The 25,011-nt window shown below is 61.5% G+C and carries 22 protein-coding genes; 13 read left to right on the top strand and 9 right to left on the bottom strand.

Annotation, left to right across the window (positions count from 1 at the left end; translation table 11 throughout):
- The 10 genes from pfdA to FKB36_RS04985 are packed head-to-tail and all read left to right on the top strand — an operon-like array spanning position 1 to position 7,265.
- Complete coding sequence (gene pfdA, locus FKB36_RS05030; protein WP_221058774.1) at positions 1-450, top strand: prefoldin subunit alpha; 450 nt, start codon at positions 1-3, stop codon at positions 448-450.
- Positions 450-1,541 (top strand): signal recognition particle-docking protein FtsY, encoded by a 1,092-nt coding sequence (ftsY, locus tag FKB36_RS05025; RefSeq protein ID WP_261596943.1) that lies wholly within the window; start codon positions 450-452, stop codon positions 1,539-1,541. The genes pfdA and ftsY overlap by 1 nt, the downstream gene beginning before the upstream one ends.
- The gene (locus tag FKB36_RS05020) at positions 1,541-2,872 is read left to right on the top strand and encodes a signal recognition particle protein Srp54 (RefSeq protein WP_261596941.1); all 1,332 of its coding nucleotides are present in this window, start codon (positions 1,541-1,543) and stop codon (positions 2,870-2,872) included. Before ftsY ends, FKB36_RS05020 begins: the two co-directional genes overlap by 1 nt.
- Positions 2,869-3,438, top strand: a complete 570-nt coding sequence (trmY, locus tag FKB36_RS05015; RefSeq protein WP_048181664.1) for a tRNA (pseudouridine(54)-N(1))-methyltransferase TrmY — start codon at positions 2,869-2,871, stop codon at positions 3,436-3,438. Before FKB36_RS05020 ends, trmY begins: the two co-directional genes overlap by 4 nt.
- Positions 3,438-4,676, top strand: a complete 1,239-nt coding sequence (locus tag FKB36_RS05010; protein ID WP_261596940.1) for a tRNA pseudouridine(54/55) synthase Pus10 — start codon at positions 3,438-3,440, stop codon at positions 4,674-4,676. The genes trmY and FKB36_RS05010 overlap by 1 nt, the downstream gene beginning before the upstream one ends.
- A 2-nt stretch (positions 4,677-4,678) precedes the next feature.
- Positions 4,679-4,972 carry a 50S ribosomal protein L21e gene (locus tag FKB36_RS05005; RefSeq protein ID WP_261596939.1) on the top strand — a complete coding sequence of 98 codons (294 nt, stop codon included), beginning with the start codon at positions 4,679-4,681 and terminating at the stop codon, positions 4,970-4,972.
- Positions 4,973-4,994: 22 nt separating this feature from the next.
- The gene (locus tag FKB36_RS05000; RefSeq protein WP_261596938.1) at positions 4,995-5,345 is read left to right on the top strand and encodes an RNA polymerase Rpb4 family protein; all 351 of its coding nucleotides are present in this window, start codon (positions 4,995-4,997) and stop codon (positions 5,343-5,345) included.
- 17 nt (positions 5,346-5,362) lie between these two features.
- Complete coding sequence (locus FKB36_RS04995; protein ID WP_261596937.1) at positions 5,363-5,926, top strand: DUF655 domain-containing protein; 564 nt, start codon at positions 5,363-5,365, stop codon at positions 5,924-5,926.
- Positions 5,923-6,696: a 16S rRNA (adenine(1518)-N(6)/adenine(1519)-N(6))-dimethyltransferase RsmA gene (gene rsmA / locus FKB36_RS04990; protein WP_261596935.1), complete on the top strand. Its 774-nt coding sequence runs from the start codon at positions 5,923-5,925 to the stop codon at positions 6,694-6,696. Before FKB36_RS04995 ends, rsmA begins: the two co-directional genes overlap by 4 nt.
- A gap of 2 nt (positions 6,697-6,698) precedes the next feature.
- The gene (locus FKB36_RS04985) at positions 6,699-7,265 is read left to right on the top strand and encodes a HemK2/MTQ2 family protein methyltransferase (protein WP_261596934.1); all 567 of its coding nucleotides are present in this window, start codon (positions 6,699-6,701) and stop codon (positions 7,263-7,265) included.
- A 155-nt stretch (positions 7,266-7,420) separates the two neighbouring features.
- Here the strand turns inward: FKB36_RS04985 and FKB36_RS04980 are convergent, their stop codons facing one another.
- Complete coding sequence (locus FKB36_RS04980; protein ID WP_261596933.1) at positions 7,421-9,331, bottom strand: ATP-binding protein; 1,911 nt, start codon at positions 9,329-9,331, stop codon at positions 7,421-7,423.
- A gap of 202 nt (positions 9,332-9,533) precedes the next feature.
- Complete coding sequence (locus FKB36_RS04975) at positions 9,534-10,037, bottom strand: YkgJ family cysteine cluster protein (RefSeq protein WP_261596932.1); 504 nt, start codon at positions 10,035-10,037, stop codon at positions 9,534-9,536.
- Between the two features lie 788 nt (positions 10,038-10,825).
- Here FKB36_RS04975 and FKB36_RS04970 point away from each other — a divergent pair.
- Complete coding sequence (locus tag FKB36_RS04970; RefSeq protein ID WP_261596931.1) at positions 10,826-12,214, top strand: MATE family efflux transporter; 1,389 nt, start codon at positions 10,826-10,828, stop codon at positions 12,212-12,214.
- 143 nt (positions 12,215-12,357) lie between these two features.
- On the top strand, positions 12,358-13,212 hold the full coding sequence (locus FKB36_RS04965; RefSeq protein WP_261596930.1) for a S16 family serine protease: 855 nt from the start codon (positions 12,358-12,360) through the stop codon (positions 13,210-13,212).
- Between the two features lie 63 nt (positions 13,213-13,275).
- Here FKB36_RS04965 and FKB36_RS04960 read toward each other — a convergent pair whose 3' ends face one another.
- From FKB36_RS04960 to FKB36_RS04940, 5 genes are all read right to left on the bottom strand, one after another.
- Positions 13,276-14,964, bottom strand: coding sequence for a radical SAM protein (locus FKB36_RS04960; protein WP_261596929.1), 1,689 nt, complete (start codon positions 14,962-14,964; stop codon positions 13,276-13,278).
- 70 nt (positions 14,965-15,034) lie between these two features.
- On the bottom strand, positions 15,035-15,628 hold the full coding sequence (locus FKB36_RS04955; protein WP_261596928.1) for a class I SAM-dependent methyltransferase: 594 nt from the start codon (positions 15,626-15,628) through the stop codon (positions 15,035-15,037).
- A 44-nt stretch (positions 15,629-15,672) separates the two neighbouring features.
- Positions 15,673-16,476 (bottom strand): ABC transporter ATP-binding protein, encoded by an 804-nt coding sequence (locus FKB36_RS04950; protein ID WP_261596927.1) that lies wholly within the window; start codon positions 16,474-16,476, stop codon positions 15,673-15,675.
- A gap of 2 nt (positions 16,477-16,478) precedes the next feature.
- Positions 16,479-17,537 (bottom strand): FecCD family ABC transporter permease, encoded by a 1,059-nt coding sequence (locus FKB36_RS04945; RefSeq protein WP_261596926.1) that lies wholly within the window; start codon positions 17,535-17,537, stop codon positions 16,479-16,481.
- A 53-nt stretch (positions 17,538-17,590) separates the two neighbouring features.
- The gene (locus FKB36_RS04940) at positions 17,591-18,700 is read right to left on the bottom strand and encodes an ABC transporter substrate-binding protein (RefSeq protein WP_261596925.1); all 1,110 of its coding nucleotides are present in this window, start codon (positions 18,698-18,700) and stop codon (positions 17,591-17,593) included.
- 465 nt (positions 18,701-19,165) lie between these two features.
- On the opposite strand from FKB36_RS04940, the gene FKB36_RS04935 reads away from it, so the two are divergent.
- Complete coding sequence (locus FKB36_RS04935) at positions 19,166-19,771, top strand: hypothetical protein (RefSeq protein ID WP_261596924.1); 606 nt, start codon at positions 19,166-19,168, stop codon at positions 19,769-19,771.
- 765 nt (positions 19,772-20,536) lie between these two features.
- Here the strand turns inward: FKB36_RS04935 and mutL are convergent.
- Both mutL and mutS read right to left on the bottom strand, forming a co-directional pair.
- On the bottom strand, positions 20,537-22,288 hold the full coding sequence (gene mutL, locus FKB36_RS04930; RefSeq protein ID WP_261596923.1) for a DNA mismatch repair endonuclease MutL: 1,752 nt from the start codon (positions 22,286-22,288) through the stop codon (positions 20,537-20,539).
- The gene (gene mutS, locus FKB36_RS04925) at positions 22,285-24,903 is read right to left on the bottom strand and encodes a DNA mismatch repair protein MutS (protein ID WP_261596922.1); all 2,619 of its coding nucleotides are present in this window, start codon (positions 24,901-24,903) and stop codon (positions 22,285-22,287) included. Before mutS ends, mutL begins: the two co-directional genes overlap by 4 nt.
- Positions 24,904-25,011 lie beyond the last annotated feature (108 nt).

Genomic DNA, 25,011 nt, shown 5'->3' with positions numbered 1-25,011 from the left:
GTGAACCAGGCAGATCCCCGCGAGATACAGACCCTCCAGATGTACCTGAACGAGTACGGGCAGCAGATCGAACTCATGACGCAGCAACTCGCGATGATCGAGCAGCAGCGGCTTGAGGGCACCGCCGCCATCGAGACCCTCCGCGCGATCCAGGAGAACGCGGACGGAGTCGTCCTTCTCCCTGTCGGGGGAGGCGCGTACCTCCGGGTGAAGGTGCTCGACGCCGGCCACGTTCTCGTGAACATCGGTTCAGATGTCTCCGTCGAGAGGGCCACCGCAGACGCGGTGGAGTATCTGGGGGATCGGCTAACCGAACTTGAGGCCGTGGCAAAGAAGGTCTCGGGCTCGGTCGAACACCTTCAGGGCCAGGCAACGGAGATCTCCCGGCGTCTCGAGGCGGCGTATCGGGGGGCCCGGCAGGCTCAGGCAGGCCAGGGCGGAAGTTCATAATGTTTGATTCCTTAAAGAAAAAACTTCAGAATATCAGGACGAAATTCGCCTCGAATATCGAGGAGGCTGCCGGGCCGGAACCGGAGCCGCAGGTTGCAGAACTGCCGGAGGCCGCGGAGGTTCAAGCACCTGTCCCCACCCCGACCACCCGATCCGAACCTTCCATCACGGAAAAGAAGGTGCAGGAGGCCCGGGAGAACCCCACGTTTTTTGAGAAGGTGAAAGTCCTTGTCCGGGACCGGGAGGTCCTCCTCCAGGAAAAGGACGTCGAGGAGCCGCTCTTCGAACTCGAGATGGTTCTCCTTGAAAACGACGTCGCGCTCCCGGTCACGGACGAGATCATCGCCCGCATGCGCCGCGACCTGGTGGGCAGGCGCCGTAAGATCGGCGCATCGGTCGACGACCTGGTCGTATCGACCCTGCGCTCCGCGCTCTGCGGGGTGCTGGGCGACGGTCTCGACCTTGCCACCTACATCCGCGAGCACGAGCGGCCGGTGAAGATCCTCTTTACGGGCGTGAACGGGACCGGCAAGACGACGACCGTCGCGAAGGTCGGGCAATACCTGCAGAAGAACGGTTTTACGGTCGTGATCGGTGCAGGCGACACCTTCCGTGCGGGTGCGATCGAGCAGATACGGGTTCACGCCGACCGCCTCGGGATCAAGACGATCCAGCACCAGGCGGGCGCCGACCCCTCTGCGGTCCTCTTCGACGCCGTCCAGTACGCAAAGGCGCACGATATCGACGTCGTCCTCGCCGATACGGCGGGAAGGTTCCACAACCGGGCGAACCTCATGAACCAGCTCGATAAGATCCGGCGGGTCATGAAGCCCGATCTCGTCGTCTACGTCGACGAGGCGGTCGCAGGAAACGACGCGGTCATCCGGGCCGACGAGTTCAACAAGGCCGTCGGCACCGATGCGGTCGTTCTGACGAAGGCGGATATGGATCCGAAGGGAGGCGCGGCGATATCGGTCGCTCACACCGTTGGAAAACCGATCCTCTTCCTCGGTACCGGCCAGGGCTACGACGACATCATGCCGTTTGAACCCCGCGCCGTGGTGAACGAACTCCTTGGAGATGATGCCTGATGCTCGATAACCTCGGCACGTCCTTGAAAGACGCCGTCAAGAAGCTCGCCGGCAAGACGGTGATCGACCGTGCGGCGGTCGACGAACTGGTGCGCGACCTGCAGCGTGCGCTCCTCCAGTCGGACGTCAACGTCAAACTCGTGATGCACCTCTCCCAGGCGATCAAGCAGCGCGCTCTCGATGAGGAGCCCCTGAAGGGGATGGGTGTCCGGGAGCACGTTCTCCGGATCGTCTACCAGGAACTCGTCCGGCTGATGGGAACGCCCGGCGAGGTGGCTCTCGGGCCCCAGACGATCCTGATGGCGGGGCTGCAGGGGAGCGGGAAGACCACGACGACCGCGAAACTCGCCCGCTACTTCCAGCGCAAGGGGCTGCGGGTCGGGGTGATCTGCGCCGATACCTTCCGGCCGGGCGCCTATCAGCAGTTGAAGACCCTCTGCGACCGGATAGCCGTCCCATGCTTCGGAGACCCGAACGAGAAGGATGCGCTCAAGATCGTCCGGGAAGGCCTCCCGAAGTACCGCAAACAGTACGAAGTCATCATCATCGACACCCAGGGACGGCACGCCCTCGAGGAGAACCTGATCGAGGAGATCGTCAACATCAACGAGATCGCGCACCCGGACCACCGGTGGCTCGTCATCGACGCGGCGCTCGGTCAGCAGGCGAGCGAGCAGGCCCGGAGATTCCACGAGGCGATCGGGATCGACGGTGTCCTGGTCACGAAGATGGACGGCACGGCGAAGGGCGGAGGCGCTCTCTCGGCGGTAGCCGAGACGCAGAGCGGGATCGTCTTCATCGGGAGCGGCGAGACGATCGAGGACCTTGAGAGGTTCGACCCGGACGGGTTCATATCCCGGCTGCTCGGGATGGGCGACTTAAAAGCGCTCGTCGAGCGGGCGGAGGAAGCGGTCTCGACCGAGGATCTCGACGTCAACGCGATGCTCAAGGGGAAGTTCACGCTCCGGGACATGTACAAGCAGCTCGAGGCGCTCAACAAGATGGGGCCCCTGAAGCAGATCATGAGCATGCTCCCTCTCGGCGGGATGCAGATCCCCGACGACGCCTACGACATCACCAGCACGAAGATGCAGCGCTACAAGGTGATCATGGACTCGATGACGTCTCCCGAGCTCGACGACCCGTCGATGATCGGGAGCTCCCGGATCCAGCGGATCGCCCGGGGCGCCGGCGTGACGCCCGACGACGTCCGCGACCTCATCAAGTACTACAAGATCATGCAGCGTGCCCTGAAGGGCATGCGGGGCATGGGCGGCGGCAAGTTCAACATGCAGCGCATGATGAAGAAGTTCGGCGGACCTAGTAGATGAAACGGTTTGCCGTCGTGGGCCACCTTGCCGTGACGAGCGGCACCTTCAGCCTCAACGATCTGCCCGGGAGCGGCGGGAGGATGGACGTCCTCTGCCGCTCCGTCAACTCCTCGTTCTTCCTCTCTCACGATCTGCGCCGCGACGTCGAGTGCTACCTCATCCTCTGCGGCGAGCCCGGGCCCGAGAAGACCGTCCTCTTTCGCGGCGCCGGGGTCAGGCATCTCTCGCCGGACGAGCGGAGCAGCGCCGCCCTGATCAAGAAGGCGCTCTCGATCCCCTGCGGGGACGAGTTCCGGGAGTCGACCCCGGGCGTCTACGTCCGCCGCGGCGGGCTCTCCCGGCTGCTTGCCGAGATCCCGTTCGCGGTGCTCGACGAGGCGGGCGAGGACGTCAGGGCGGCACCCGATCTCCCGGAGAACTATCTCCTCTCGGATCACCATAACTTCACCGCGGAGGAGGAGGCTTCGATCGCGGGCTACCCCCGCTACTCGGTCGGGCCGCGGTCGCTGCACGCCGATCACACGATCACCGTCCTCTTAAACGAGATGGACCGGAGGGAATCCTGATGGATATCATACAAGAGGTAGAAGCAATTCTTGGATACGGCGATACCTGCAACCACTGCCTCGGGCGGTTCTTCGGCAAGCGGTCGTTTTCGCTTACGAACGAGGAGCGGGGCAGGGCTCTTCGGATCGCGCACGAGATTGCGGCAAACGAGCCGCACCATGAACCGGACCCGGATTCCTGCTGGGTATGCGCCGGCGAACTCTCCCGCACCGAAGACTGGGCGAAGAGGGTGATCGAGGCACTGGACGGTATCGAGTTTTCAACGTTCCTTATCGGGACGAAGGTGCCGCCGCTCGTCGCGGAGAGCGAGGAGATGGTCTGGAGCGATCTCTCGCTCCGCGACCCCGAACCGCTGAAGGCCGAGATGAACCGGGAGGTCGGAAAAGCCGTCTCGGCCCTCACGGGGAAGACGGCCGACCTGAAGAAACCCGACGTCGTCGCGATCCTCGATCTCGGGGAAGGCACTGTCGAGGTGCAGGTGAACCCCGTCTTCTTCTCCGGCCGCTACATGAAGTACGAGCGCGGCATCCCCCAGACCCACTGGGATTGCCGGGCGTGCAGGGGGGCCGGGTGCGAGAAGTGCGACTTCACGGGCAAGCAGTACGCCGACTCCGTCGAGGAACTGATCGGGAGGCCGGCGATCGAGGCCTTCGACGCGGAGAACGCCGTCTTGCACGGTGCCGGAAGAGAGGATATCGATGCCCGGATGCTCGGATCGGGCCGCCCCTTCGTGATGGAGATCGAGGCACCGCGGAAGCGGTCGCTGGATCTCGCGGCGCTTGAGGCGGAGATCAACCAGGCGGCCGACGGCCGGGTGGCGGTCCATCTCGACGGATGGACGGATCGGAAGATGGTGCAAAGCCTTAAATCCGACAAAGCGCATAAAAAATACAGGATCCTGGTCGAGATAGACGGTTCTGCAACCCCAGATGAGTTCAGGACAGCCCTCGATCAGTTAAAAGGTGTAACGATACGACAGCGCACCCCCCTGCGGGTGTCACACCGACGGGCAGATAAAGTTCGGGAACGGCGTGTCCTCGATATCGGATGCACGGGCACGGAAGGCGACAGATACTGGGTTGAAGTCGTCGGCGAAGCGGGCCTCTACATCAAAGAACTGGTATCGGGAGACGGCGGGAGAACCCAGCCCAGCCTTGCCCAGATCCTGGGGCGCACCGCAAGTGTTGTCAGCCTCGATGTGGTGCTGGTCAAAACTGCAAACGAGTATGGTGAGTAATCATGGCACATCACAATGGACCACGCAAGAAGACGCGGTATAAGTTCAAGAAGGACCTCAGAAAACGCGGTATCACCCCGGTCACCTCGGTGATTCAGAACTACGAGATCGGGCAGAAGGTGCACGTCGTGGTCGAGCCGAGTGTCCAGAAGGGCATGCCCCACCGGAGGTTCCACGGGAAGACCGGCACGGTCATCGGACAGCGCGGACGCGCATGGGTGGTCGAGGTCAGCGATGGCGATTCGGTAAAGCAGGTGATTGCGAGACCGCAACATCTAAAAGCGCAGAAAGTATAATCCTCAACAGGTAGTGGTTGGCATGACGGTAAAACGAATTGTGAGTGAAGAGCGGATGCTGCTCCCCGAGTTGCGGGATACCCTTCTCTCGGTGGAGGCAGCCCGGCTTGAGTCCGGAGAGGAGATGTCGTATGAGTTTCGTAAGAGTATCGAGCATGCCAACCAGCTTACAAAGGCGTCTTCGGAGAAGGGTCGCGCCCTTGTCGACGAGCTCCTGAAACTCGAGAAGATGAAAGAGGAGATCGCCTACCGCATCGCGAACCTGATGCCGCGAACCCGGGACGAACTGCGGGCAATCTACGCCAAAGAACGGTTCAATCTTACAACGGAAGAGCTTGACGAGATCCTCGACCTGGTAATGACCCACTTCTGATCGAAGGGGTGGTGCCAATGAAGACCGAAAGGAAAGAGGAGAACGCGATAGTCATCGATGTCCTTCCCATGGGGTACATGAGCGAGCAGCGTCAGGCCTACAAGCGCGAACCGATCGTCCAGGCGGTCGGCGTGGACCAGTTCAAGTTGCTCGAGCTCATCCCGAAGCAGGGTGCGGACATTCAGATCTACGATCGCGTCTATATCGGCGATGCGGAGCGAGAGAAGGTCGAGCGTGTCAAGCGGCGGATCGGTTACGAGGACCTGACGGCGACCGCGAAACTCGAGTTGCCGTTCGTGGTCGAGCAGATCGTCGGCGAGAACGAACAGCGGTTCGTCGAGTTCTTCAACAAGTCCGTCTCCATCACGCCGAAGTTCCACATGCTGCACCTGCTCCCCGGCATCGGGAAGAAACTGCTCTGGGAGGTCCTCGAACAGCGGGAAAAGAAGCCGTTCGAGAGTTTTGCCGACATCTCAGGGCGGATCAGGTCGCTTCCGCACCCGAGCCGGATGATCATCAGCCGGATCCTGCGCGAGATCGAGGACCCGGACGAGAAGTATCACGTCTTTACATCGAGATGAGCGCTCCGCGGGATCAGCATTTCCTCGTCGACCACTGGGCCGTCGAGAAGATTGCCGGTTTTGTCGAGGTCTCCGGCAGGAGGGTGCTTGAGATCGGGCCCGGCGAGGGGATCCTCACCCGCGCCCTCCTCGACCGGGGCGCAACCGTCATCGCGGTAGAGATCGATCCGGCTCTCGTGGAGGAGCTCGAGATCGCCTTCGCCGACGAGATCGATGAAGGGCGCCTCGAGATCGTCCCGGGTGACGCGAAGAAGGTGGATATCCCGCCGTTCGATATCGTCGTCGCGAACCTTCCCTACTCTGTTTCTTCGCAGTTGACGTTCCGGCTGCTTGCGATCGGCTTCGAGGTCGCCGTTCTGATGTACCAGAAGGAGTTCGCCCAGCGGATGATCGCGCCGCCGGGGACGTCGAACGTCGGGCGGCTCTCGGTGATGGTGCAGACGTATGCATCGGTGAAGCCGCTGCTTGACCTCTCGCCCACTTCGTTCCGCCCGAGGCCCCAGGTCCGCTCCTGGGTCGTCCGGATCACGCCGCGCGACCCGCCGTATCCGATAGCGGACAGGCAGGTCTACGCCGACGTCGTCCGGGTGCTCTTCTCCCACCGGCGTAAGACCATAAGGAAGGGCCTTCGGAGCGGCAAAGATACGTTCTCGCCCGGGTCGATCGAACGGGCAATCGCGGAGCTCCCGGACGATCTCCTGCAGCGCCGGCCTGAGGACCTGGCGCTCGAAGAGTTCGCGCTGATCGCGAACCGGCTCGCCGGGTGCTGAGGATGCTCCCCGACCAGGTCTATTCTCCCGCCGAGGACTCGCACCTCCTCCTCCGGGCGGCGCTCGCCGAGGTCCGGGAGACCGACCGGGTGCTCGAGGTTGGGACCGGGAGCGGCTACGTCGCGGCCGGGATGCTCGGCCGGGCGGCGATGGTGACCGCGACCGATATCAACCCCTTCGCGGTGGGGTGCGCCCGCGCCCGGGGCGTGGCGGCGGTCTGGACCGACCTCGCCGCGGGACTCTGTGGCCCGTTCGACCTCATCCTCTTCAACCCCCCCTATCTCCCGACGGCTCCAGAAGAGCGGATGGATGACTGGATGGAGTATGCCCTCGACGGCGGGCCGACGGGGAGGGTCGTCATAGAACGGTTCGCCGCGGAGATCGGCCGGGTGCTTGCGCCCTTCGGGCGAGTCCTCCTCCTTGTCTCGTCGCTGACCGGGCTTGACGCAGTCCGGGAACTCTTCGCACGGGCGGGGTTCATTTCGTTCGTCGTTGACGAGGAGAGGGTCGAGGACGAGACCCTCTACGTGATCCGGGCGATGCGTGATCTCTGCCGGATGGGGGCGTGAGGCTCCCCTGGAAGGTTTTAATTTGCGGGGGTGAAGCGAGGCGGATCGAGAAGTATTGGTGCAGGTGCTCCCCCTTTCCCACCTTCCCTCACCGCTGAGATAAATTCTTTCTGAAACCTTTCTATTTTCAGAGTTCTTTTGAATTTTATCGAGAGTTATTTCCACTCAGATATATTTCGTTGTCCATCAGATCTAGGCACATAGTATGCCTGATTTCTACTGTTTGGCTTGTCAGGAATTGTCAGAAACACCCTTTCCGCATTGACAAGTTCCCTTAAGCAGTTTTTGGCCCATGTTCGTGTCTTTCTAAACAAGAAACTGATCTCCGTAGCAGTAAATGGGCAGACTTTGCATACCTTGAATATCAGTTCCTCTCGTTTCTCCGGTGTAATTCTCTGTCCAAGGTTTTGAATCTCGTCTTGGAGACTATCCGGAAGTAGTGATAATATACGATCTCTCTCCGATTCTATCTGGGTATCTTGTGTTCTTAACTGGGTAACTAAGTCTAATTCGGACTTATTTTCAGTTTCGATCTGGATATCTTGCACTCTTATTTGGGTATCTAAGCCTGTTTTTGGCTCCTTTTCCAAGCAACTACTGGACAGTGTATAATATGTTCCGGATCCGTGTGAGTGCTGTTCTAAAATACCGCATCCTCGGAGTTTCGTAAGGAGGTTACTCGCCTTTGGCGTATCATACCCCGTCAGTTTTCTACACTCCTCGTTTGAAACAGAGCCCGTATTTCTTGCAAAGACCAAAGTACGGGCTTCTTCTCCGGAGAGACCAAACCGGTTAAACTGATTTAACCAGGCAAGTGCTGCCTCATCCATTAACTGGTGAAGCGAAAGTGTTGCAACAAAGGTATTGTCTGTTTTCGATGACATGAAGTGGGGCGGGGGAAGTTGGGCTTCTTGCATCCTTTTCTGGACTTTTGCGATACCGGAACCCTTATTTTCCGCATATTCTGTTTCATGTAGAACGCTTGCAATCGTCTGATTCCGGCTCTGTGAACCCGGCGTACCGATACGATCAATTGGTTTCAATGAGTATCCAGGGTTATGGAACTCAATTCTATCAGTAAATCGAACCACTAAAGTAGGTCCGGCTACCTGATAGTCACGGTGCATAACCGCATTCACAAGAACTTCACGAATTGCATCGTATGGAATTGCAGGTTTTTCCTCACGTGTTAAACTTCCTTTCGGGAATGAAAACTCTCGCTCCATACTATCCATAATTGCAGCTTCCGCTTTTGGAAGAAGTGTCAATAAAGCTTCTCTCAACTCAATTGAGTAGTATGTATCATCCATTTCGCCTCCCCAATCTCTTCCTTTGACCCGGACATAATCAAACCTCATCATTGAAAAATAACGTCTTAACACATTTTCATTCCCGAACAGGAGCAATCCCGCGATAGTTGGTCTTGAAATCCCGTCTACCTTCTCGATACAATGGAGGGCATCAAGCAACTCCTCATCATTATAACGCAGCTCCGATGCATTAGGATGCTTTTTTGCCCGCAGTTTCCGATACTCGTTTAATGCATTGGGGTTTATGTCCGACACTGACGTTTGGGGAAGCACCGTCTCATCATACGGTCGGATATTCCGCAGTTGGAATAGCTGGGCTAAATCATCTGGCGTGCATACCTGGTCAGTTGGCCCAACCCTGATGTACGTTCCCTTATCTAGCCCCTGTTTCTTCATGAATATTGGTTTTAACCGTGCTTCTGCTTCAGGAACATGCACACAAACCACAGTTTTCCCTTCCAAAATCCCACTTTGAATGTTTGGGCGGATAATTTCATTAAACTTAGACGAACATTGGGTTGCTAAATCACTCTGAAGTTTATCCGGATTACCAACACCCACGACGGTATATTTTGGGCTGGCGTTTTTATCCTCTTTGATGCCAAGGAGAAGATACCCTCCACCAAGTCCAATCGTATTTGCATAGGCACAAACTGTCTGCATCACAGAATTTCCGATCTCGTTGCCGAGTTTCACCTCTAGCCAGATATGCTCGTCTCTTTGTAGAAGTTGTTCCCATAATTTGTTAATATTCATATTGTATCTCCTGGGACCAGATTCTAGGCTGGAATTCACTAGCATATATTATGCTTGTAAATTCATATTATCTTTCCATAGATCAGGGTGTTACGCTCACGGAGATAACTATCATTTAATGTCTTACTGACTTGTCATCTCCAACAGCATGCCACGGGTGAAAATGGTGGGAGTTCCCTTCACGCATCCGTGGCAGCCTGGATCAGGTCCGCACCGTGTAGCCCGCCTCGGCCAGCACCTCAATCACCCGCCGATCCCATGCGGCATCGTCGGGTTCGGCCCGGTGGTTGATTCGTTCTTCAAAGAGCCGGATCAACAGAGCGTCCTCTGTGGCCAGGTGACGCTGGCCCATGATCCTTCCCGCTCTTCTCCCCGAGTTGTCGAGGATGAGCAGGCGCCAGCAGCCGTAGTCCCGGCAGATCTCGGGGCGCGTCAGGTGGACGGTGCAGTATCCCTTCGCGGCCGCCGCATCGTACCGTAAGAACGGGCACGCCTCCGGCCGCTCGGAGAAGATGCTCCTGTCGGCAAACAGGGAGATCTTGTCCGGATCGATCGAGACCTCTGTCGTCTCGCCCGTGTACTGGTTGCGGATCAGGAAGCGGTGATTCCCATAATCGGTATGGATCGTATGGACCAGGCCCAGGTGGCTGCAGCATTCGCCGCACTGACTGCATTCAAATGACAGGGGACACCTCTTCCCGATCACCGTTAGTGGATGAACCTATTTGAATGAAGGGGAGATGTTGCAGTAACACTCTACGATACTACGGGTAGTCTGAGATCCCCGGGCCTTCCCGCTCGCATGCCGGTCCCGGGATACGGCTTTTCCCGGGGTATCACCATGACTGCCCCCGCCCCTTGTGGGCGGGGGAGGAGCGCGAAGCGCGGGTGGGGTGGGGTGGGGCTACAGGTATCATCGGAGGTGAACGGGGGAGGAAGGCCCCCTCCTCCCCGCGAGCCGCCACGGTCCACAGCGTGAAGAGGTACTTGCGCGAGAACGACCCGGTCGGGCACGAACCTCGTCAGGGAAGAATGGCGCCTTGAATAAGGCTTAACCGGAGGTCAGTAATGGGAAAAATTCAGGTTGGATCCACCGAGTTCGGTCATCAGTTGGTTGCCGGGAGGGGGACACCCCCTCTCGATCCCTCCCCCGTCCAGGCGTATACTCGATGGGAAACCGTTTCATCCTTTCTGCCCCGGATATAGTTCAGAGGAGAGAAACCTCGGAGGGGAGTGTTCCGATCAGGGTGTACGGGAGGTTCGTAGATCTTTTTGGGGTGGCCTCTTGCATACCGGGGCACTACCGAATCTTCCACCCGCCCTGACCAACAAACAGATGAAATTATTCCCTGCCTCCCTCCGGAGATCCGGATCCATCCAGCACCCCGGTTTAACGCCGAATCGGCCGCCCCTGGAAAATTCGCGGATAAATTGCACTGAACTTGCAGTGAACCTTTATCTTCTTTCACCCCGTTTATATATGATCACTTGACAATGAGCTCTTCCAATAACATCCTCACCGAGGGACCGGTCGGAAAAGGCCTCTTGATGGTGGCTCTCCCGATCATCGTCAGCAATTTCCTCGCGAGCATCGTGGAGGTGGTGGATATGTATTTCATCGGCAAACTTGGCGACGTCTCGATCGCCGGGGGAGCGATGAGTATATCCATCATCATGGTGCTCACGACCGTGATCTTCGGGGTCGTGACGGCAACCGCTGCATTCGTCTCGCGTGCGTACGGATCGGAACGGTTTGAGCGTATCCAGGTGATCCTCTCGCACTCGCTCTATCTGGCGCTCTCCTTCTCGGCGGTCCTTGCTGTCATCGGCCTCTTCTGGTCGCAGGATCTCCTCCTGCTCCTTGGAGCGGATGCCGCGGTTGCAGCGGAGGGGGGGCGCTTCCTCTCCCCGATGCTGATGGGAGCGTTTATCTTTGTCACCCTGATGATCCTGACGACAACCTTCCAGAGCACGGGAGATTCGCGGACACCGATGTTTGTGATGATTGCGGTGAACATCGTGAACGTCGTCCTGAACCCGACGCTGATCCAGGGCCTTGGCGGTCTTCCGGCACTCGGGATAGCCGGGTCGGCGTATGCGTCCCTTGCGTCGCGTGTGATCGGCGTGCTCCTGCTGGTCGGCGCGATGTACCTCCTCCCGTCCAAAAAGAGCGGGCCGGTCAGGTTCCCGAAGAAGTGGACGTTTGAACCGCGACTGGTCATGGATATCCTGAGGGTCACGATCCCATCGGCGGTGCAGAGCGGCATTCGGAGTTTTGCGTTCCTGGGGATGACTGCCATCGTGGCACTGTATGGCACGGCGGCGGTGGCGGCATATGGTATCTGCCAGCGTCTGGATATGCTGGGCCTGATCGTCGTGATGGGTCTCTGCACGGGAGTCGCGGTGATGGTCGGGCAGAACCTGGGGGCGCAGAAGGTGGAGCGAGCGGAGAAGGCGGTCAGGATTGCGCTCGTCGCGAACGCGTCGTTCATGGTGATCGTGGGTCTCTTCTACCTGCGGTTTGCGGAGCACCTCCTGGCGTTCTTCGGCGCGACAGGCGAGTCGCTTGCGGACGGCATCCCGTTCATGCAGATCGTCCCGACGTCGTACTTCGTAATAGCCATGGCGATGACGATGGGGTTTGCGATGAACGGCGCGGGGATGACAAAACCCGGCATGTACGCGGCGATCATAGGACAGCTGATCGTGCAGGTGGGTCTTGCCGCGATCTTTGTTCTGATGGGTATGCCGCTACAGTACATCTGGTACGCGGTGGTCTGCGGCTCCGTGGTGGTCTTCCTGGTTGACCTGTTCTTCTACCGGCGGGGAGCCTGGAAGATGAAGAAACTGAACCTCGGCGGGGAGGAACCGGGGCCGGCCTGAGATCTTTTTTTTACCGGCCGATGCGATCCTCAGGGAGCCGGACCCTCGGCATCCGTTCGCACCCTGCGGTCTTTGATCTCCGGACGCTCCGTACATCGCTCTCGGAAAGGTATATATCCGGGCGCAGGATATTCGGGCACCATATGTGGATACGGGAGAGGACCCTGACAATTCTGCTTGTTCTCTCGCTTGTTGCAAACGTCTTCCTCCTGGCCTTCGTCCTCGTGCCGGAAAGCGACCTCTCTCCGTCGCTCTCCGAACCCGGGGATACTGAGACTCTTCCGGCTGCGACCGCCGCTCCTCTCCTCGCTATGGAGGCGGGCGAAAACGGGAGCGCCGCATCGTTGCAGGCCCCGGTCATCCTCCAGAAGATCGAGGTCGACCGGGGCGGCCCGTTCGCCTACGAGGAGGTGACCGAAGAGGGGGCGATGGTGAACGTCTCGGTCGAGGTCGTGGATGGGAGGGGGAGGGTGCTCGTCCAGACGACGCCCCTGATGGGGATAGCGTTTCAGGACGCTGCGAACCTCGCGGTCGTCGTAGCCGCCAACCACTCCCATGTCGACCTCACGGGGAGCGACATCATCTTCAGCATCCAGGGCCCGGAGGACATTTCCGAGATCGACGGCCCCAGTGCGGGGGCGCTGATGGCCGTGCTCCTCCTCTCGGTGCTGGAGGATATCCCGCTCAACGAGAGCGTGACCGTGACGGGAACCATCGGCGAGGACGGGAAGATTGGGCCGGTCGGCGGGATCCTTGAGAAAGCCGAGGCCGCTCGCCACGGAGAAAAGACGCTTCTCATCCTCCCCGCTGGAAACGACCAGATCCTCGATCAGCCTGAAGAGTCCCGGTCGCTCGGGCGGCTGAGAATCTCGCGGCAATGGCCGCCGTTCGTGGACTCAAAGGAGTACATCGAGGAGAACTACGGTATCGAGGTTGAGTACGCGGATACTCTCGACGATCTGCTCGCTTATGTCCGTCTCTCCGCGGCGGTTTCCTGACCGCTTCACAACCGGGATTGCTCTCTCGGCCGGTAGCGGGGAGAGTCGAGGTCAGACGCCCCGTTACCGCCACTCCATCCCGGGATGCGCAAACGAACGGTTGGCATCGGCCGCCCGATACGGCACCCCATAGAACCGACGATAGAACCTGTCTGCCTCCTCCTCGATATCGAAGGCGAAGAGATCGGGGTGGAGCGTGTTTGTGATCGTCATCAGGCCAAGGATCCATCGGGGGCTCCCGAAGTCCCACGATGGGCGCATCGAGTAGACCTGACCGTCTCGGACTGCCGGCACGTTGAGGTCGTGCTCCGCGCAGTAGCGGAGGGTATCTTCGACCGTGGAGGTGAGAAAACCTGACGTGAAGAGGTACTCCGGCGCGAGTGCGACGAACTCCTCCCGGGATAGGGAAACCCCCGGTTTCCCCTCCCTGTCTATCGCCCGGTTGACGTAGGTGCCGCCGGCCGCCTCCACCAGTTTCCCCTCGAACCGGCCGGGATTGAGGGCGAAGAGTGGGTGGCCCATGGCGTAGTAGACCCGGGGCCGTGGCGCACCCGCCACCCGTTCCCGGATGAACTCCAGCCGGTCCCGGATGTAGGTAGTGAGCTCCCTTCCCGCCTCCTCGCGGCCGGTCCGGCGGGCGAAGTCCATGACGAGTTCGAGGTAGGCGTCGATGTTGTTCATCCGGTCGTGCAGTTCCTTCCCGAGCATCCCGGTCCGGAGAACTTCGCCCCAGACACGGGCGAGGACCGCCTGTTCCTCCACACCGAGGCAGGCGAGGATTGCCCAGACCATCTCGAGCCCCCGGGTGACCCGGTATCCGCCCATCATCCCGGGTTCGTAAAAGACTGTGGGGCTCACGGCACCCCGAACCGGGAGGGCGCGGCCGCATTCACAGACCGTCTGCGCCCGACTGACGAGGTGCGACCCCATCGGGCCGAAGAACTCACGCTCGATGCAGGGCATCCCGCATGCCGGGCAGAAGGTCGTCAGGTGCGTTGTTCCCGGTGAGTTGAAGAGGTAGACCCAGGGGAGGATATCGCGGAGGCGGTCGCAGAGTTCCTCGCTCGCGTAGATCGTCGGCTCCTCACCGAGCCCCGCATCGCCGAAGGGGACGAACCGCATCACCTGCAGGGGGATATCAGGGGAGATCGCCGCAAGCATCCGTGCTGCGTCGATCACCTCGTCCTCACCACCCCGCCGGTAGACGACGGAGGCCTCGACGTGCACCCCTCCCTCGTGAAGCAGCCGGACCGTCCGGAATACCGGTGCTGCGCTCTTTGCCCCGCAAGCATGGTAACTCGCGTCGGTCGCCCCCTTGAGCCCGATATTGACGAAGTCCACCCGGTCGCGGAGGCGCAGGGCGGACGATTCGGTCATGTAGCCGTTCGTGGAGCAGCCGACGAGGAGGCCTTCTTCCCTTGCCCTCTCTGCGAGACGGCAGAAGGTCGGTAAGGAGGCGATCGGGTCGTTCAGGGCGAAGGCAATCCCGGTACAGGCGTTCTCGGTCGCGAGGCGGAGCAGGTCATCGGGGCCGAGGGCCTCTCCGGTGGCTGCAAGCGAATCGGCATGCCCGACGAGGATCTCAGAGACGCACCCACCGCATGCGAGGTTGCATCCGACCGTGCAGACCTGTAGGAGCTTCGCGCCGGGGAAGAAATGGAGCACCGGGAGCGTCTCGACGGCGACGGGGAAGGCGGCGAGAAAGGCATCCGGGAACCGTTCGACGATTGTGGTCCCGTCGTTTCGGTACATCCGGCATCTCCCCGTTCCTCCGGGTGAGATCTCGCACCCCACCTCACATATGGTACATCGCATCCTTCGATCACTTCCGCATGATGACCCAGAATCCGGCCTCGCCCTCGTGGATCTCATAGACCGGGATTCCTGTCTTCTCCAGGTCACGGCGGATGGCGTCCCTGTTCTTCGGGGCAAGCCGTTCTGCGGCCTTTACCTCCCACTCGGGGTCGATGACCCGCATCTTCTCCGTAATCTCCGCCTTCAGAGCCGGAGTCCCGAACCCGCCGCCGACGAACGTCCTCCCTCCCGGCCTGAGCACCCGGTAGATCTCCTGGAATGCCCGGACCCGGTCATCCCAGAAGAAGAACGAGCCACGGCTCACGATCAGGTCGATGGAGTTGTCATCGTAGGGGAGGTCGTGAACATCGCCACAGACCGTGTGTACCCGGTCGGTGAGCCCGGCTTCCTGGATATTCTGCCGTGCAATGGCAAGCATATCGTTTGATGAGTCAAGAGCGTCGATACTGAGGTTGCTTGCGGCGCCGAGCGCCATTGCGAGGTGTCCGGGCCCGCACCCGATATCGACACATCTGCCCTCGGTGATGTTGCAGGTATCGATGATCTGCCGGGCGATGACCGGATATATCGGTGCAAACGGCCCTTTCGCAATGGCATCCATTCTTCCGGCTCCTCTGCCGGTAAACGGTTCGTGTGGTTGTTCTGTCATAATACTCCTCTCCGGAACGTCTCAACCACCGGCACGCAGACCCGCCGGTTGATCGGGTCGCCAAGGTGCATGATTCTGACGTCCGTCCCATAGGCCTGGCGCATGGTGTCTTCGCGGATAACCTCTTCTGGAGGCCCTGTGGCGATGATTCTTTGATCTTTCAGGATTGCGACCTTGCTTGATGTCAAAAGCGCATGATCGGGGAAATGCGTCGCAACAACAATGGTCATCCCCCCTTCTGCGAGCCCCCTGATGACGTCGAGCACCCGCATCTGGTTGCCGAGGTCCAGGTGCGACGTCGGTTCGTCGAGAAGAAGGGTCCCCGGGCGCTGTGCAATTGCCCGGGCGATCAGGACCAGTTGCCACTCGCCCCCGCTGATCGCGGTGCATGCCCGGTCGGCAAGGTGAGAGATCCCGACGTGCGCAAGGGCGTCGGCAGCGATGGCATCGTCTTTTGCCGATGGGGTTGCAAAAGCATTGAGGTGCGATGCCCTGCCCATCAGGACGATATCCCTGACCCGGAACGGGAACGGCGAGACCTGTGTCTGGGGAACAAACCCAACCCGCCGGGCGATCTCGTATGGCTGCATCCCGTTGATCTCCTTTCCGTCGAGGAGGATGCGGCCGTGTGAGGGGGAGATGAGTCCGGCCATGCACTTGAGGAACGTGGACTTCCCGGTGCCGTTCGGGCCGAGGAGGGAGTATACGTCCCCCTCCTCCACCGCAAGCGTGATCTCCGTAAAGACTGCTCTTCTGCCTGGATAATTGAATGTTATACCTTCTACGCTGATACGGCTCATGCTCACCACCCCGGGTTGTTGCGCCGGAGGAGTAGCGCAAAGATCGGCGCTCCAATGATCGCGGTCAGGATGCCGATGGGTATCTCGGCGGGAGCTGCCGTCCTCGCAACGGTGTCGACGGCGATCAGGAATGCTCCGCCAAGGAGCACTGAGACCGGCAGGAGGTAGCGGTTGTCCGGCCCGACAAGCATCCGGCCCATATGCGGGATGACGAGCCCGATCCACCCTATGATCCCGCTCATGCAGACCGCCGCAGCGGTGATTATCGTTGCGAGGAGGATGATAATGACTTTCAGGCGCTCGGTGTTCACCCCGAGCGCCCGCGCCTCTTCATCGCCCATGGTGAGGACGTTTATCCGCCACCGGACGGCAAGTAGTCCCAGGACCGAGACCGCTATGATCGGACCGAGGACCAGCAGGTCCGGTGTCGAGACGTGGTTGAGCGACCCCAGCAGCCAGAAGACGATCGCCGGCATCTTGTTCATCGGGTCAGCCACGTACTTCACCATCGAGGTGAGAGCCGAGAAGAGTGACGCGATCACGATGCCTGAGAGAACCAGCATCAGGATCGGAGTCGAGCTCCTGACCCGGCTGAGGCCGTAGGCCATCCCCACGGCGAGGAGACCGAAGGCGAACGAGAGGATCTGGACGACGACAAGGCTGTCGAAGAGGAGGATGCCGATCGCCGCCCCGAAACCCGCTCCGGCGGCCACGCCAAGGATCTGCGAAGAGACAAGGGGGTTTCGGAACATCCCCTGGAACGAGGCTCCGCTGATAGCGAGGCCGGCTCCGACGAGCAGTCCGGCGATGATCCGGGGGATCCGGACGTTCACGACGGCACTGGCTGCCGTCGAAGACCAGGTCTCCTCGATCGGGAGGACCGAACTCAGGATCACCGCTACCACCGTCTCTGGCTGGATGATATACCGCCCGAGCATCAGGGCGGCAAACGCAACGATCCCGAGCACGGCGAGGAGAAGCACCAGGACGGTCCCCGGGTGCCGCTCTCCCCAGCCCCGGCCGTCAACCTGACCCGGTTCGGTCGTTGCCGTCCCGGTCACCGGTGCTCCTCCAACGTCAGCATACGCACTTTTGGTGCCTATTGTCTTCGGTCTCATCCGGACTGCTGCACCTGACCGAACGTCACGCTTCCGTACGCACCGTCGATGACCTTCTGCGCCTGCGCATCAGTGATGGGGAAATCGAAGATCTCGGTGTAGAAGTCCTTCACCCGGTCGGTGAGCGGGACGTCGGCGAAGCGGTCGGGATAGGCCATATATGCAATCCAGACCGGGTAGAGGACGGCAGACTCGGCGGACGGACGGCTCCAGAGGAAGAGCCCGGTGGGCTGCTTGTAGACCCTGCCTTCTTTGACGGCGGTGAGTTCCTTCCAGCGGTTGTCCTTCGCGAGATCGGCGGGGCCGCCGGTATCGATGATGATGAGGCCGGGGTCGACGGCAAGGACCTGCTCCATCGAGACCTCATTGATGCCGGTGTGCATCCCTTCCTGCTGTCCCTGGGTGGTCTCGATTGCGGCGACGGCGTTTCTGCATCCCGCGGCCTCGGTCCACTCGGTGAAGAACGTGTCGCCCCCGAGCGTCTGGAGGTGGCTCACGCCTTCGCCCAGGAAGACGGTGACCCGCTCGTCTTCAGGGATGTCCGCGGTACGGTTCTCGAGGAACGCGAGAGTCTCATCCAGGTAATCGATGTAGGCCTGTGCCCGTTCAGGTCTCTGGAAGACCTCACCCATGAAGATGATCTCCTGGCGCATCTCTTTGAACCCGTCGCTCATGGTCCCGGAGAGATAGATGACCGGGATGCCTGTTTGCGACTCCACAATCTCGCCGTCGACGTCGAAGGCAATGACGCAGTCGGGGTTGGTGACCAGGAGTTGCTCGATGTTCACGTTGCCGTTTGTCGTCCGCGGCGCTGGTTTGCTGGCAATGCCCGGGTCCATCTGCTGCATCATCTCCATCATCTGCGGCCCTTTCGTGACTGCAGTGACGCTCTCGTTCGCTCCAAGGAGGTAGGGCACCTGGCTGATGGGGCCGCCGAAGATACCAAAGGTTGCTCCGCTGGCGGGGAGTGTGATCTGGTTTCCTGCCATATCGGTGATCGTCCGTGTTTCGGCCGTGGAGGCCGGTGTTGTCGTCGTGCAGCCACAACAGAGAATGCCGGCTGCGATGATGAGTGCACAGAGCACGTAACGGGTCTTCGTCATCATTACACCTGTATGCTAGCGTTCGGCGGAACAAGTCGTTCTTCTGGACGGCCCGCCGAATTATTGAGAAATTTCATCCTCATGGAGAAAATCATTGCTTTCCGGGTCTGGGTTAATTGAAATAAGTTAATTTGGCTTATCCTTCTTGATAATGGATCGAAAATGATTACAATGATTGTATCGCCCCCCTCCCCTTTCATCTCCTGCCCGGGTCTGGAAACCTCCGGCCGTCCTCGGTCGGGCTGGTGAGGGGACTCATGCGAGCGCCGGATCCGGAACGCCGCGCTGGCCACATCGAGGTACGGGCATTCTGCTTCGAAAGATTTGTCAGGCTGGATGCTAATGCGAGCAGCGTATGGGCATACAGAAGAGGGGCCGGGGCCCGGTGGTCGAGAGAGGGATCGCGATCGTCAATGCGGCGTGACTGAAGAGTATTTATGATCGCCCGAGCCACCTACCCGGATAACCATGAAGTCACAGAGACTCCTGCTCACCGGGGTTCTTGCGGTCGCGCTGATCGCGGTCCTCGCGGTCACGCTCCCGGGGCTCTTGGCGCCAGAGCCGCCCGACCCCGGCTCGACCCAACCGCCCACCCCTGCTCCGACCCCGACCCCGGCGCTCGTTCCCGGGAACGGCACCTACGTCAACACTACCTACGGGTATGCCGTCACCAGCCCCGAGGGGTGGTTTTACACCGAGTCCGGCGAGAGCGTCTGGTTCTCCTCGCCGGACAAACACGAGGAGGTCCGCGTGAACACGAACCCGCTCTCGGCCCAGGGGGAGGTTGATACGGAGAAGGTTCTTGAAGCGCTGAACGCGACCTACGCCGAGGATCTTCGCGCCGGGATCGGTGCCGAATGGGTCTCGACGGAGAGGATCTCCCTCGACGGTGTTCCGGGGTATGAGTCGGTCTTCTCCGTCCCTATCGTTGAGGAGGACCGCTACACCTTCGTCGTCCGTTACGCCGTCAAAGACGACGTCATCTACTCGGTCATGCACACGGTCTTCCCGCCCGAGTACGACGTCTACAACGTCGACGCGGCCTCGACGGCGGAGTCGTTCCGGTTCCTCTAACTTTTTTTGAATCTCCCGAACCCCCCGCGTGGCGATATCCAGTGGAAAGCCGTTTCACCCCCCTGGCTCAGGATGTGGCTCAGATGGCGGACACCTGAGAATTAAGGGCTCCGATCAGGGTATACCGGGGGTTCGGAGATCTTTTTGGGATGACCTCGTATCTTCAAGAGGTCAATCCATCGACCTCTCTTCGCGTGCTTCAGCGTGAGTTCATGGGCGGAGATAACAATATGCTCTCACGCGAAGCCGCGAAGTCCGGTGCCCGGGTGCTGCCGATCCCGTTGTAGGTCGCTCTGCGAGGCTGCATGGGTCGATTGCAGAGGCTGTTCTTAGCGAAACACTGGGGACGAACGCCTCTCGTGTCCGGGGGGTCGTATCGGAAAAATTGCATCGAAAAAAGGTGGCGGGGAGATGGAGTTGTCGAGAGACAATCATCTCCGGCAGGACGTTTAGAGGGGTGTTTCCCCGTCACCTGTTCTTTCCCGGCAGACGATCGCGGGTGACCGCAGGGATGGCCTGGAGCGAGGGTCTTGATGTGCAGTTCGAGACCCGGGTCCCCGGTTCCTCTCCTGCGGAGGCGGATCTGCCGGACTGATCTTGTATCGTTCAATCCATTTCGTCTGCAACGGGATACCGCTGCGACATATAATTGTCTGACTTCCCTGAATAAAGCCATTATGATACTGTATTTTGCTGTATCGGCTGTTCTAAATCAGTTATTCCGGGAAAAATCGTTATTCTATAGGTATCGGCGGTCGGGCGTTCTCACCCCCGCCTGAACATCACATCAAGTTTGCGCTTATCAAACGCCACGACCGTCGGCCTCCCGTGGGGGCACGTCCAGGGGGTCTTCGTCCGGGCGAGCTGGGCAAGGAGGCGCTTCTGCTGGTCGTGCGTGAGGAGGGCGCCGGCCTTCACCGCTCCCCGGCAGGCGACGATGCAGGTGACCGCCTCGCGCCGGTCCGGGGCAGTCCGGGACTCATCGGCGAGGAGGTCGGCGATCGTCTCCCGGATGGTTTCGGGGTTCTCGACCGCGCCGAGGGCGGCCGGCACCGCACGGACGGCGAAGGTGTCCCGGCCGAACTCCTCGACGGCGAACCCCTCATCCGTGAGGAGGGGGATCGCGTCCCGGAGCGCGGCGAACTCCTTCGGGGGGAGCGAGAGAGTGACGGGCACGATCAGTTCCTGCGACCCGGCCGCCTTATCGCGCCTCTCCACGACCTGGTCGTAGAGGACCCGCTCGTGGGCCGCGTGCTGGTCGACGAGGTAGAGGGTGCCGTCGTCTCCCTCCGCCACGATGTAGGTCGCGGCCACCTGCCCGATCGGCTCCATCGCGGGGAGGAGGTTCTCTTTGCCCTCTGCCTCCGTCCGGCGGAGCTGCCTCTCGGAGAGGATGAGTTCCCGGTGGCCGACCGTGTAGGCCGCCCCGGCCTCGGCGACCGGCGGCGGGGACGGTTCGGCCTCGCCCGGGACGATCTGCTGCTGCACCGGCTCGGCCGGGGTCTCGCGCGCGAGGTCGTGCCCGGCGAGCGCCTCCTCCACCGCGGCCGCGATCGCCCCCGTGATCTCCCGCTCCCGGGAGAGGCGAACCTCCCGTTTGGTCGGGTGGACGTTGACGTCCACGAGACCGGTATCGATCGAGAGTTCGAGGAACGCCACCGGGTAGCGGTCCTTCGGGAGGAGGGTGCCGTAGCCCTCCCGGACGGCGGCGGCGATCGGCCGGGAGGAGATGCTCCGCCCGTTGATGCTGACGGAGATCTGCGAGAGGTTCCCCCGGTTCTCCGACGGCCGGGAGATGTAGCCCCCGATACGGATGAACGGGAGCCGTCCCTCGACCGGGATGAGCGACCGGGCGAGGTCGGCGCCGTAGAGCCCTGCGACGGTGGTCAGGACCCCGCCCGACCGCTGGGTCGCCATCCGCTCTTTGCCGTTCTGCACCACCCGGAAGGCGACCTCGCCGTGGGCGAGGGCGAGACTTTCTGCGACCGCGTAGATGTGGGCGAGCTCGGTGTTCCTGCTTTTTAAGAACTTCCGGCGGGCGGGGGTGTTGTAGAAGAGGCGCTCCACCACGATCGTCGTCCCCTCCGGTGCTCCCACCTCGCTCTTCTCCACGACCTCGCCGCCCCTGACGACAATCCGCGTCCCGGCGAGGGCTTCCCCTCCCCGGGGGCGGGTGACGATGGTCACCTCCGCGACGGCGGCGATGTTCGCGAGCGCCTCCCCCCGGAACCCGAGGGTGCGGATGGCGGAGAGGTCGGCGATATCCCGGATCTTGCTCGTCGCGTGGGGGTGGAACGCGAGGATCGCCTCGTCCGCCGTCATCCCCTCGCCGTTGTCGGTCACCCGGATCTTCGTGATCCCCGCCATGTCTGATCCGACGTCGAGGAGGATGCTCGTCGCCCCCGCATCGATAGCGTTCTCCAGGAGTTCCTTCACCACCGATGCCGGCCGCTCCACGACCTCGCCGGCGGCGATCTGGTTCACGGTCCCGGTGTCGAGGACGCGGATCTTCGTCATCGCTCCCGCTCTCCGTTCGCGAGCCTCTGGAGCCTGCAGAGGGCGTTCAGCGCCTCGATTGGCGTCATCTCGTCGGGGTTGAGCCTCTTGAGTTCCCCGACCGCCGGGTTCTCCTCTACGACCCCCTCACCCGGGTCGACGAGGAGCATCTGGGTGTAGCGGGGCGCCCGCACCCCGGCCGGGAGTTCCCGGGTCGACGCCTCCTTCAGGAGTTCCATCGCCCGGTCGGTCACCTTCTTCGGGATGCCGGCAAGGTGGGCGACGTGGACGCCGTAGCTCCGGTCGGTCGCGCCGGGGATGATTTTTCTGAGGAAGACGACATCGGTTCCGGTATCCTTCACCGCGAAGTGGAAGTTCTTCACCCGTTTGAGCGTTCCTTCGAGGTCGACCAGGTCGTGGAAGTGGGTCGCAAAGAGTGTCCTCGGCCCCGCGACCGCCTTCCCGTGCAGGAACTCCACCACCGCCCGGGCGATCGAGCACCCGTCGAGGGTGCTCGTCCCCCGCCCGATCTCGTCGAGGATGACGAGGCTTCGTGCCGTCGCGTTGTTTAAGATGTTCGCGAGTTCGAGCATCTCGACCATGAACGTCGACTGCCCGGAGGCGAGGTCGTCGAACGCTCCCACCCGGGTGAAGACGCGGTCCACGATCCCGACGGTCGCGTGCCGGGCCGGGACGAAACTCCCCATCTGGGCCATGATGCAGCAGAGCGCCACCGCCCGCATGTAGGTGGACTTGCCGGCCATGTTCGCCCCGGTGATGATCATGATCTGGTCGCCGGCGGAGTCGAGTTCGGTGTCGTTCGGGACGAACGGGACAGGGAGGTGCCGCTCCACCACCGGGTGGCGGCCGTCGCGGATGACGATCCGGCCGTTCTCCTCGATCACCGGGCGGGTGTAGCCGTAGCGGGCGGCGACCTCGGCAAGCGCCGCATAGACGTCGAGGAGCCCCACCGCCCGGGCGGTCGCCTGGAGGGCGGCGACCTCCGCCGCGAGCGTCCGGACGAGTTCTGCGTAGATCTCCGCTTCGAGGGCGGTAAGGCGCTCTTCGGCGGTCGCGATCATCGCCTCCTTCTCCCGGAGTTCGGGTATCGTGTAGCGTTCGCCGTTCGCGGTCGTCTGCCGCCGCTCGTACTCCGGCGGCACCAGGGAGAGGTTCGGTCTCGTCACCTCGATGTAGTAGCCGAAGACCCGGTTGTAGCCGACCTTGAGCGACTTGATCCCGGTTCTCTCCCGTTCCTGCTGCTGGAACTCCGCGATCCAGTCCTTCCCGGACGTCGCGAGGTGCCGGAGTTCGTCAAGTTTCGCGTTGAACCCTTCCCGGATCATCCCGCCGGCCACCGCGCGTGCCGGCGGCTCGTCGACGATCGCCCGGCCGATGAGGTCGACGACGGCGGCGTGGTCGCTCATTGCGTCGAGGGCCTCGCGAACCAGGGCCGGGGCATCGGCGCCGAAGAGTTCCTTTACGTCCGGGACGGCGGCGAGCGAGTCCCCGAGCGTCGCGAGGTCCCGGGGGCCGGCGTTCCCGTAGGCGATTCTTCCTGCTATACGCTCGATGTCGGCGAAGTCGCCGAGGGTCGCGCGGAGCGCCTGCCTCTCGATCGCGTGCAGAACGAACCACTCAACGGCATCGAGCCGCGCCTCGATCGCCTCCTTCCCGAGCAGGGGGGCGATCAGGAACGACCGCATCGTCCGGCTCCCCATCGACGTCTCCGTGACGTCGAGCGCGGCCAGCAGGGTGGTTGCGTCGCCCTCGCCCCGGATGCCCGCCGTGATCTCGAGGTTTCTGAGGGTGATCGCGTCGAGCGCCATGTTCCCCGACGGCACCCGTGTCGCGAGCCCCGAGATGTGGGAGAGCGGCGACTGCTGGGTCTCCTGGGCGTAGAGGAGGGCCGCTCCGGCCGCGGCTATCGCGCCGGGTATCCCCGCGCACCCGTAGCCGTCGAGCGTCGCCGTCCCGAACTGCCCGCGGAGGTGCTCGTATGCCGCGTCGGTCTCGAAGGCGTCGTCGCGGTAGCGGCTCACCGTCACCCCGAGGGCTTCGAGCCGGGCGGGGAGCGCACCTGCAAGGCTTTCGGGGACGATCGCCTCCGTCGGGCGGTAGCGCACGACCTCCGAGACGAGATCGGCGTAGTCGCGCCCGCCGCTCCCGGAGGAGACGAAGAACTCGCCGGTCGAGACGTCGAGGAACGCGAGCCCGAAGGTCTCTTTCCGGTCGGGGGCGACCGCCATCAGGTAGTGGGCGCCGGCCGAGGCGAGCATCGATGAGTCGATCAGGGTTCCCGGGGTGATCACCCTCGTCACCTCCCGCTTCACGACGCCTTTCGCGGTCTTGGGGTCCTCCACCTGGTCGCAGATCACCACCTTGTAGCCTCTCGCCACCAGGCGGGCGATGTAGCCGTCGGCGGCGTGGTGGGGAACGCCCGCGAGCGGCATCCGGTCGCCGTTCTTGTCCTTGCCCCGGGCCGTCAGGGTGATGTCGAGTTCCCGGGCCACCACGCCGGCGTCCTCGCCGAAGGTCTCGAAGAAGTCCCCCATCCGGAAGAAGATGACGGCATCGGGGTATTGGGCTTTCGCTGAGTAATACTGCCGCATTGCCGGAGTCGGTCCATCGGTCATCGCTTCTCCTTATAGAATCCACACGGAGTCACATAAGGATGATGTCCTCTGGAATCGACCGAAACAGGCTCTGATTCACTGCACCATGTGGCGCGCCCGGACAAGTTA

The organism is Methanoculleus formosensis, from assembly GCF_025384765.1.
GTDB lineage: Archaea > Halobacteriota > Methanomicrobia > Methanomicrobiales > Methanoculleaceae > Methanoculleus > Methanoculleus formosensis.
This window is presented reverse-complemented; position numbering and strand designations above follow the sequence as displayed.

Excerpts from the sequence above, each read along its gene's own strand:
- ftsY (WP_261596943.1), top strand. The coding sequence starts at position 450 with ATGTTTGATTCCTTAAAGAAAAAACTTCAGAATATCAGGACGAAATTC.
- FKB36_RS05020 (WP_261596941.1), top strand. The coding sequence starts at position 1,541 with ATGCTCGATAACCTCGGCACGTCCTTGAAAGACGCCGTCAAGAAGCTC.
- trmY (WP_048181664.1), top strand. The coding sequence starts at position 2,869 with ATGAAACGGTTTGCCGTCGTGGGCCACCTTGCCGTGACGAGCGGCACC.
- FKB36_RS05010 (WP_261596940.1), top strand. The coding sequence starts at position 3,438 with ATGGATATCATACAAGAGGTAGAAGCAATTCTTGGATACGGCGATACC.
- FKB36_RS05005 (WP_261596939.1), top strand. The coding sequence starts at position 4,679 with ATGGCACATCACAATGGACCACGCAAGAAGACGCGGTATAAGTTCAAG.
- FKB36_RS05000 (WP_261596938.1), top strand. The coding sequence starts at position 4,995 with ATGACGGTAAAACGAATTGTGAGTGAAGAGCGGATGCTGCTCCCCGAG.
- FKB36_RS04995 (WP_261596937.1), top strand. The coding sequence starts at position 5,363 with ATGAAGACCGAAAGGAAAGAGGAGAACGCGATAGTCATCGATGTCCTT.
- rsmA (WP_261596935.1), top strand. The coding sequence starts at position 5,923 with ATGAGCGCTCCGCGGGATCAGCATTTCCTCGTCGACCACTGGGCCGTC.
- FKB36_RS04985 (WP_261596934.1), top strand. The coding sequence starts at position 6,699 with ATGCTCCCCGACCAGGTCTATTCTCCCGCCGAGGACTCGCACCTCCTC.
- FKB36_RS04980 (WP_261596933.1), bottom strand. The coding sequence starts at position 9,331 with ATGAATATTAACAAATTATGGGAACAACTTCTACAAAGAGACGAGCAT.
- FKB36_RS04970 (WP_261596931.1), top strand. The coding sequence starts at position 10,826 with ATGAGCTCTTCCAATAACATCCTCACCGAGGGACCGGTCGGAAAAGGC.
- FKB36_RS04965 (WP_261596930.1), top strand. The coding sequence starts at position 12,358 with ATGTGGATACGGGAGAGGACCCTGACAATTCTGCTTGTTCTCTCGCTT.
- FKB36_RS04960 (WP_261596929.1), bottom strand. The coding sequence starts at position 14,964 with ATGTACCGAAACGACGGGACCACAATCGTCGAACGGTTCCCGGATGCC.
- FKB36_RS04955 (WP_261596928.1), bottom strand. The coding sequence starts at position 15,628 with ATGGATGCCATTGCGAAAGGGCCGTTTGCACCGATATATCCGGTCATC.
- FKB36_RS04950 (WP_261596927.1), bottom strand. The coding sequence starts at position 16,476 with ATGAGCCGTATCAGCGTAGAAGGTATAACATTCAATTATCCAGGCAGA.
- FKB36_RS04940 (WP_261596925.1), bottom strand. The coding sequence starts at position 18,700 with ATGATGACGAAGACCCGTTACGTGCTCTGTGCACTCATCATCGCAGCC.
- FKB36_RS04935 (WP_261596924.1), top strand. The coding sequence starts at position 19,166 with ATGAAGTCACAGAGACTCCTGCTCACCGGGGTTCTTGCGGTCGCGCTG.
- mutL (WP_261596923.1), bottom strand. The coding sequence starts at position 22,288 with ATGACGAAGATCCGCGTCCTCGACACCGGGACCGTGAACCAGATCGCC.
- mutS (WP_261596922.1), bottom strand. The coding sequence starts at position 24,903 with ATGACCGATGGACCGACTCCGGCAATGCGGCAGTATTACTCAGCGAAA.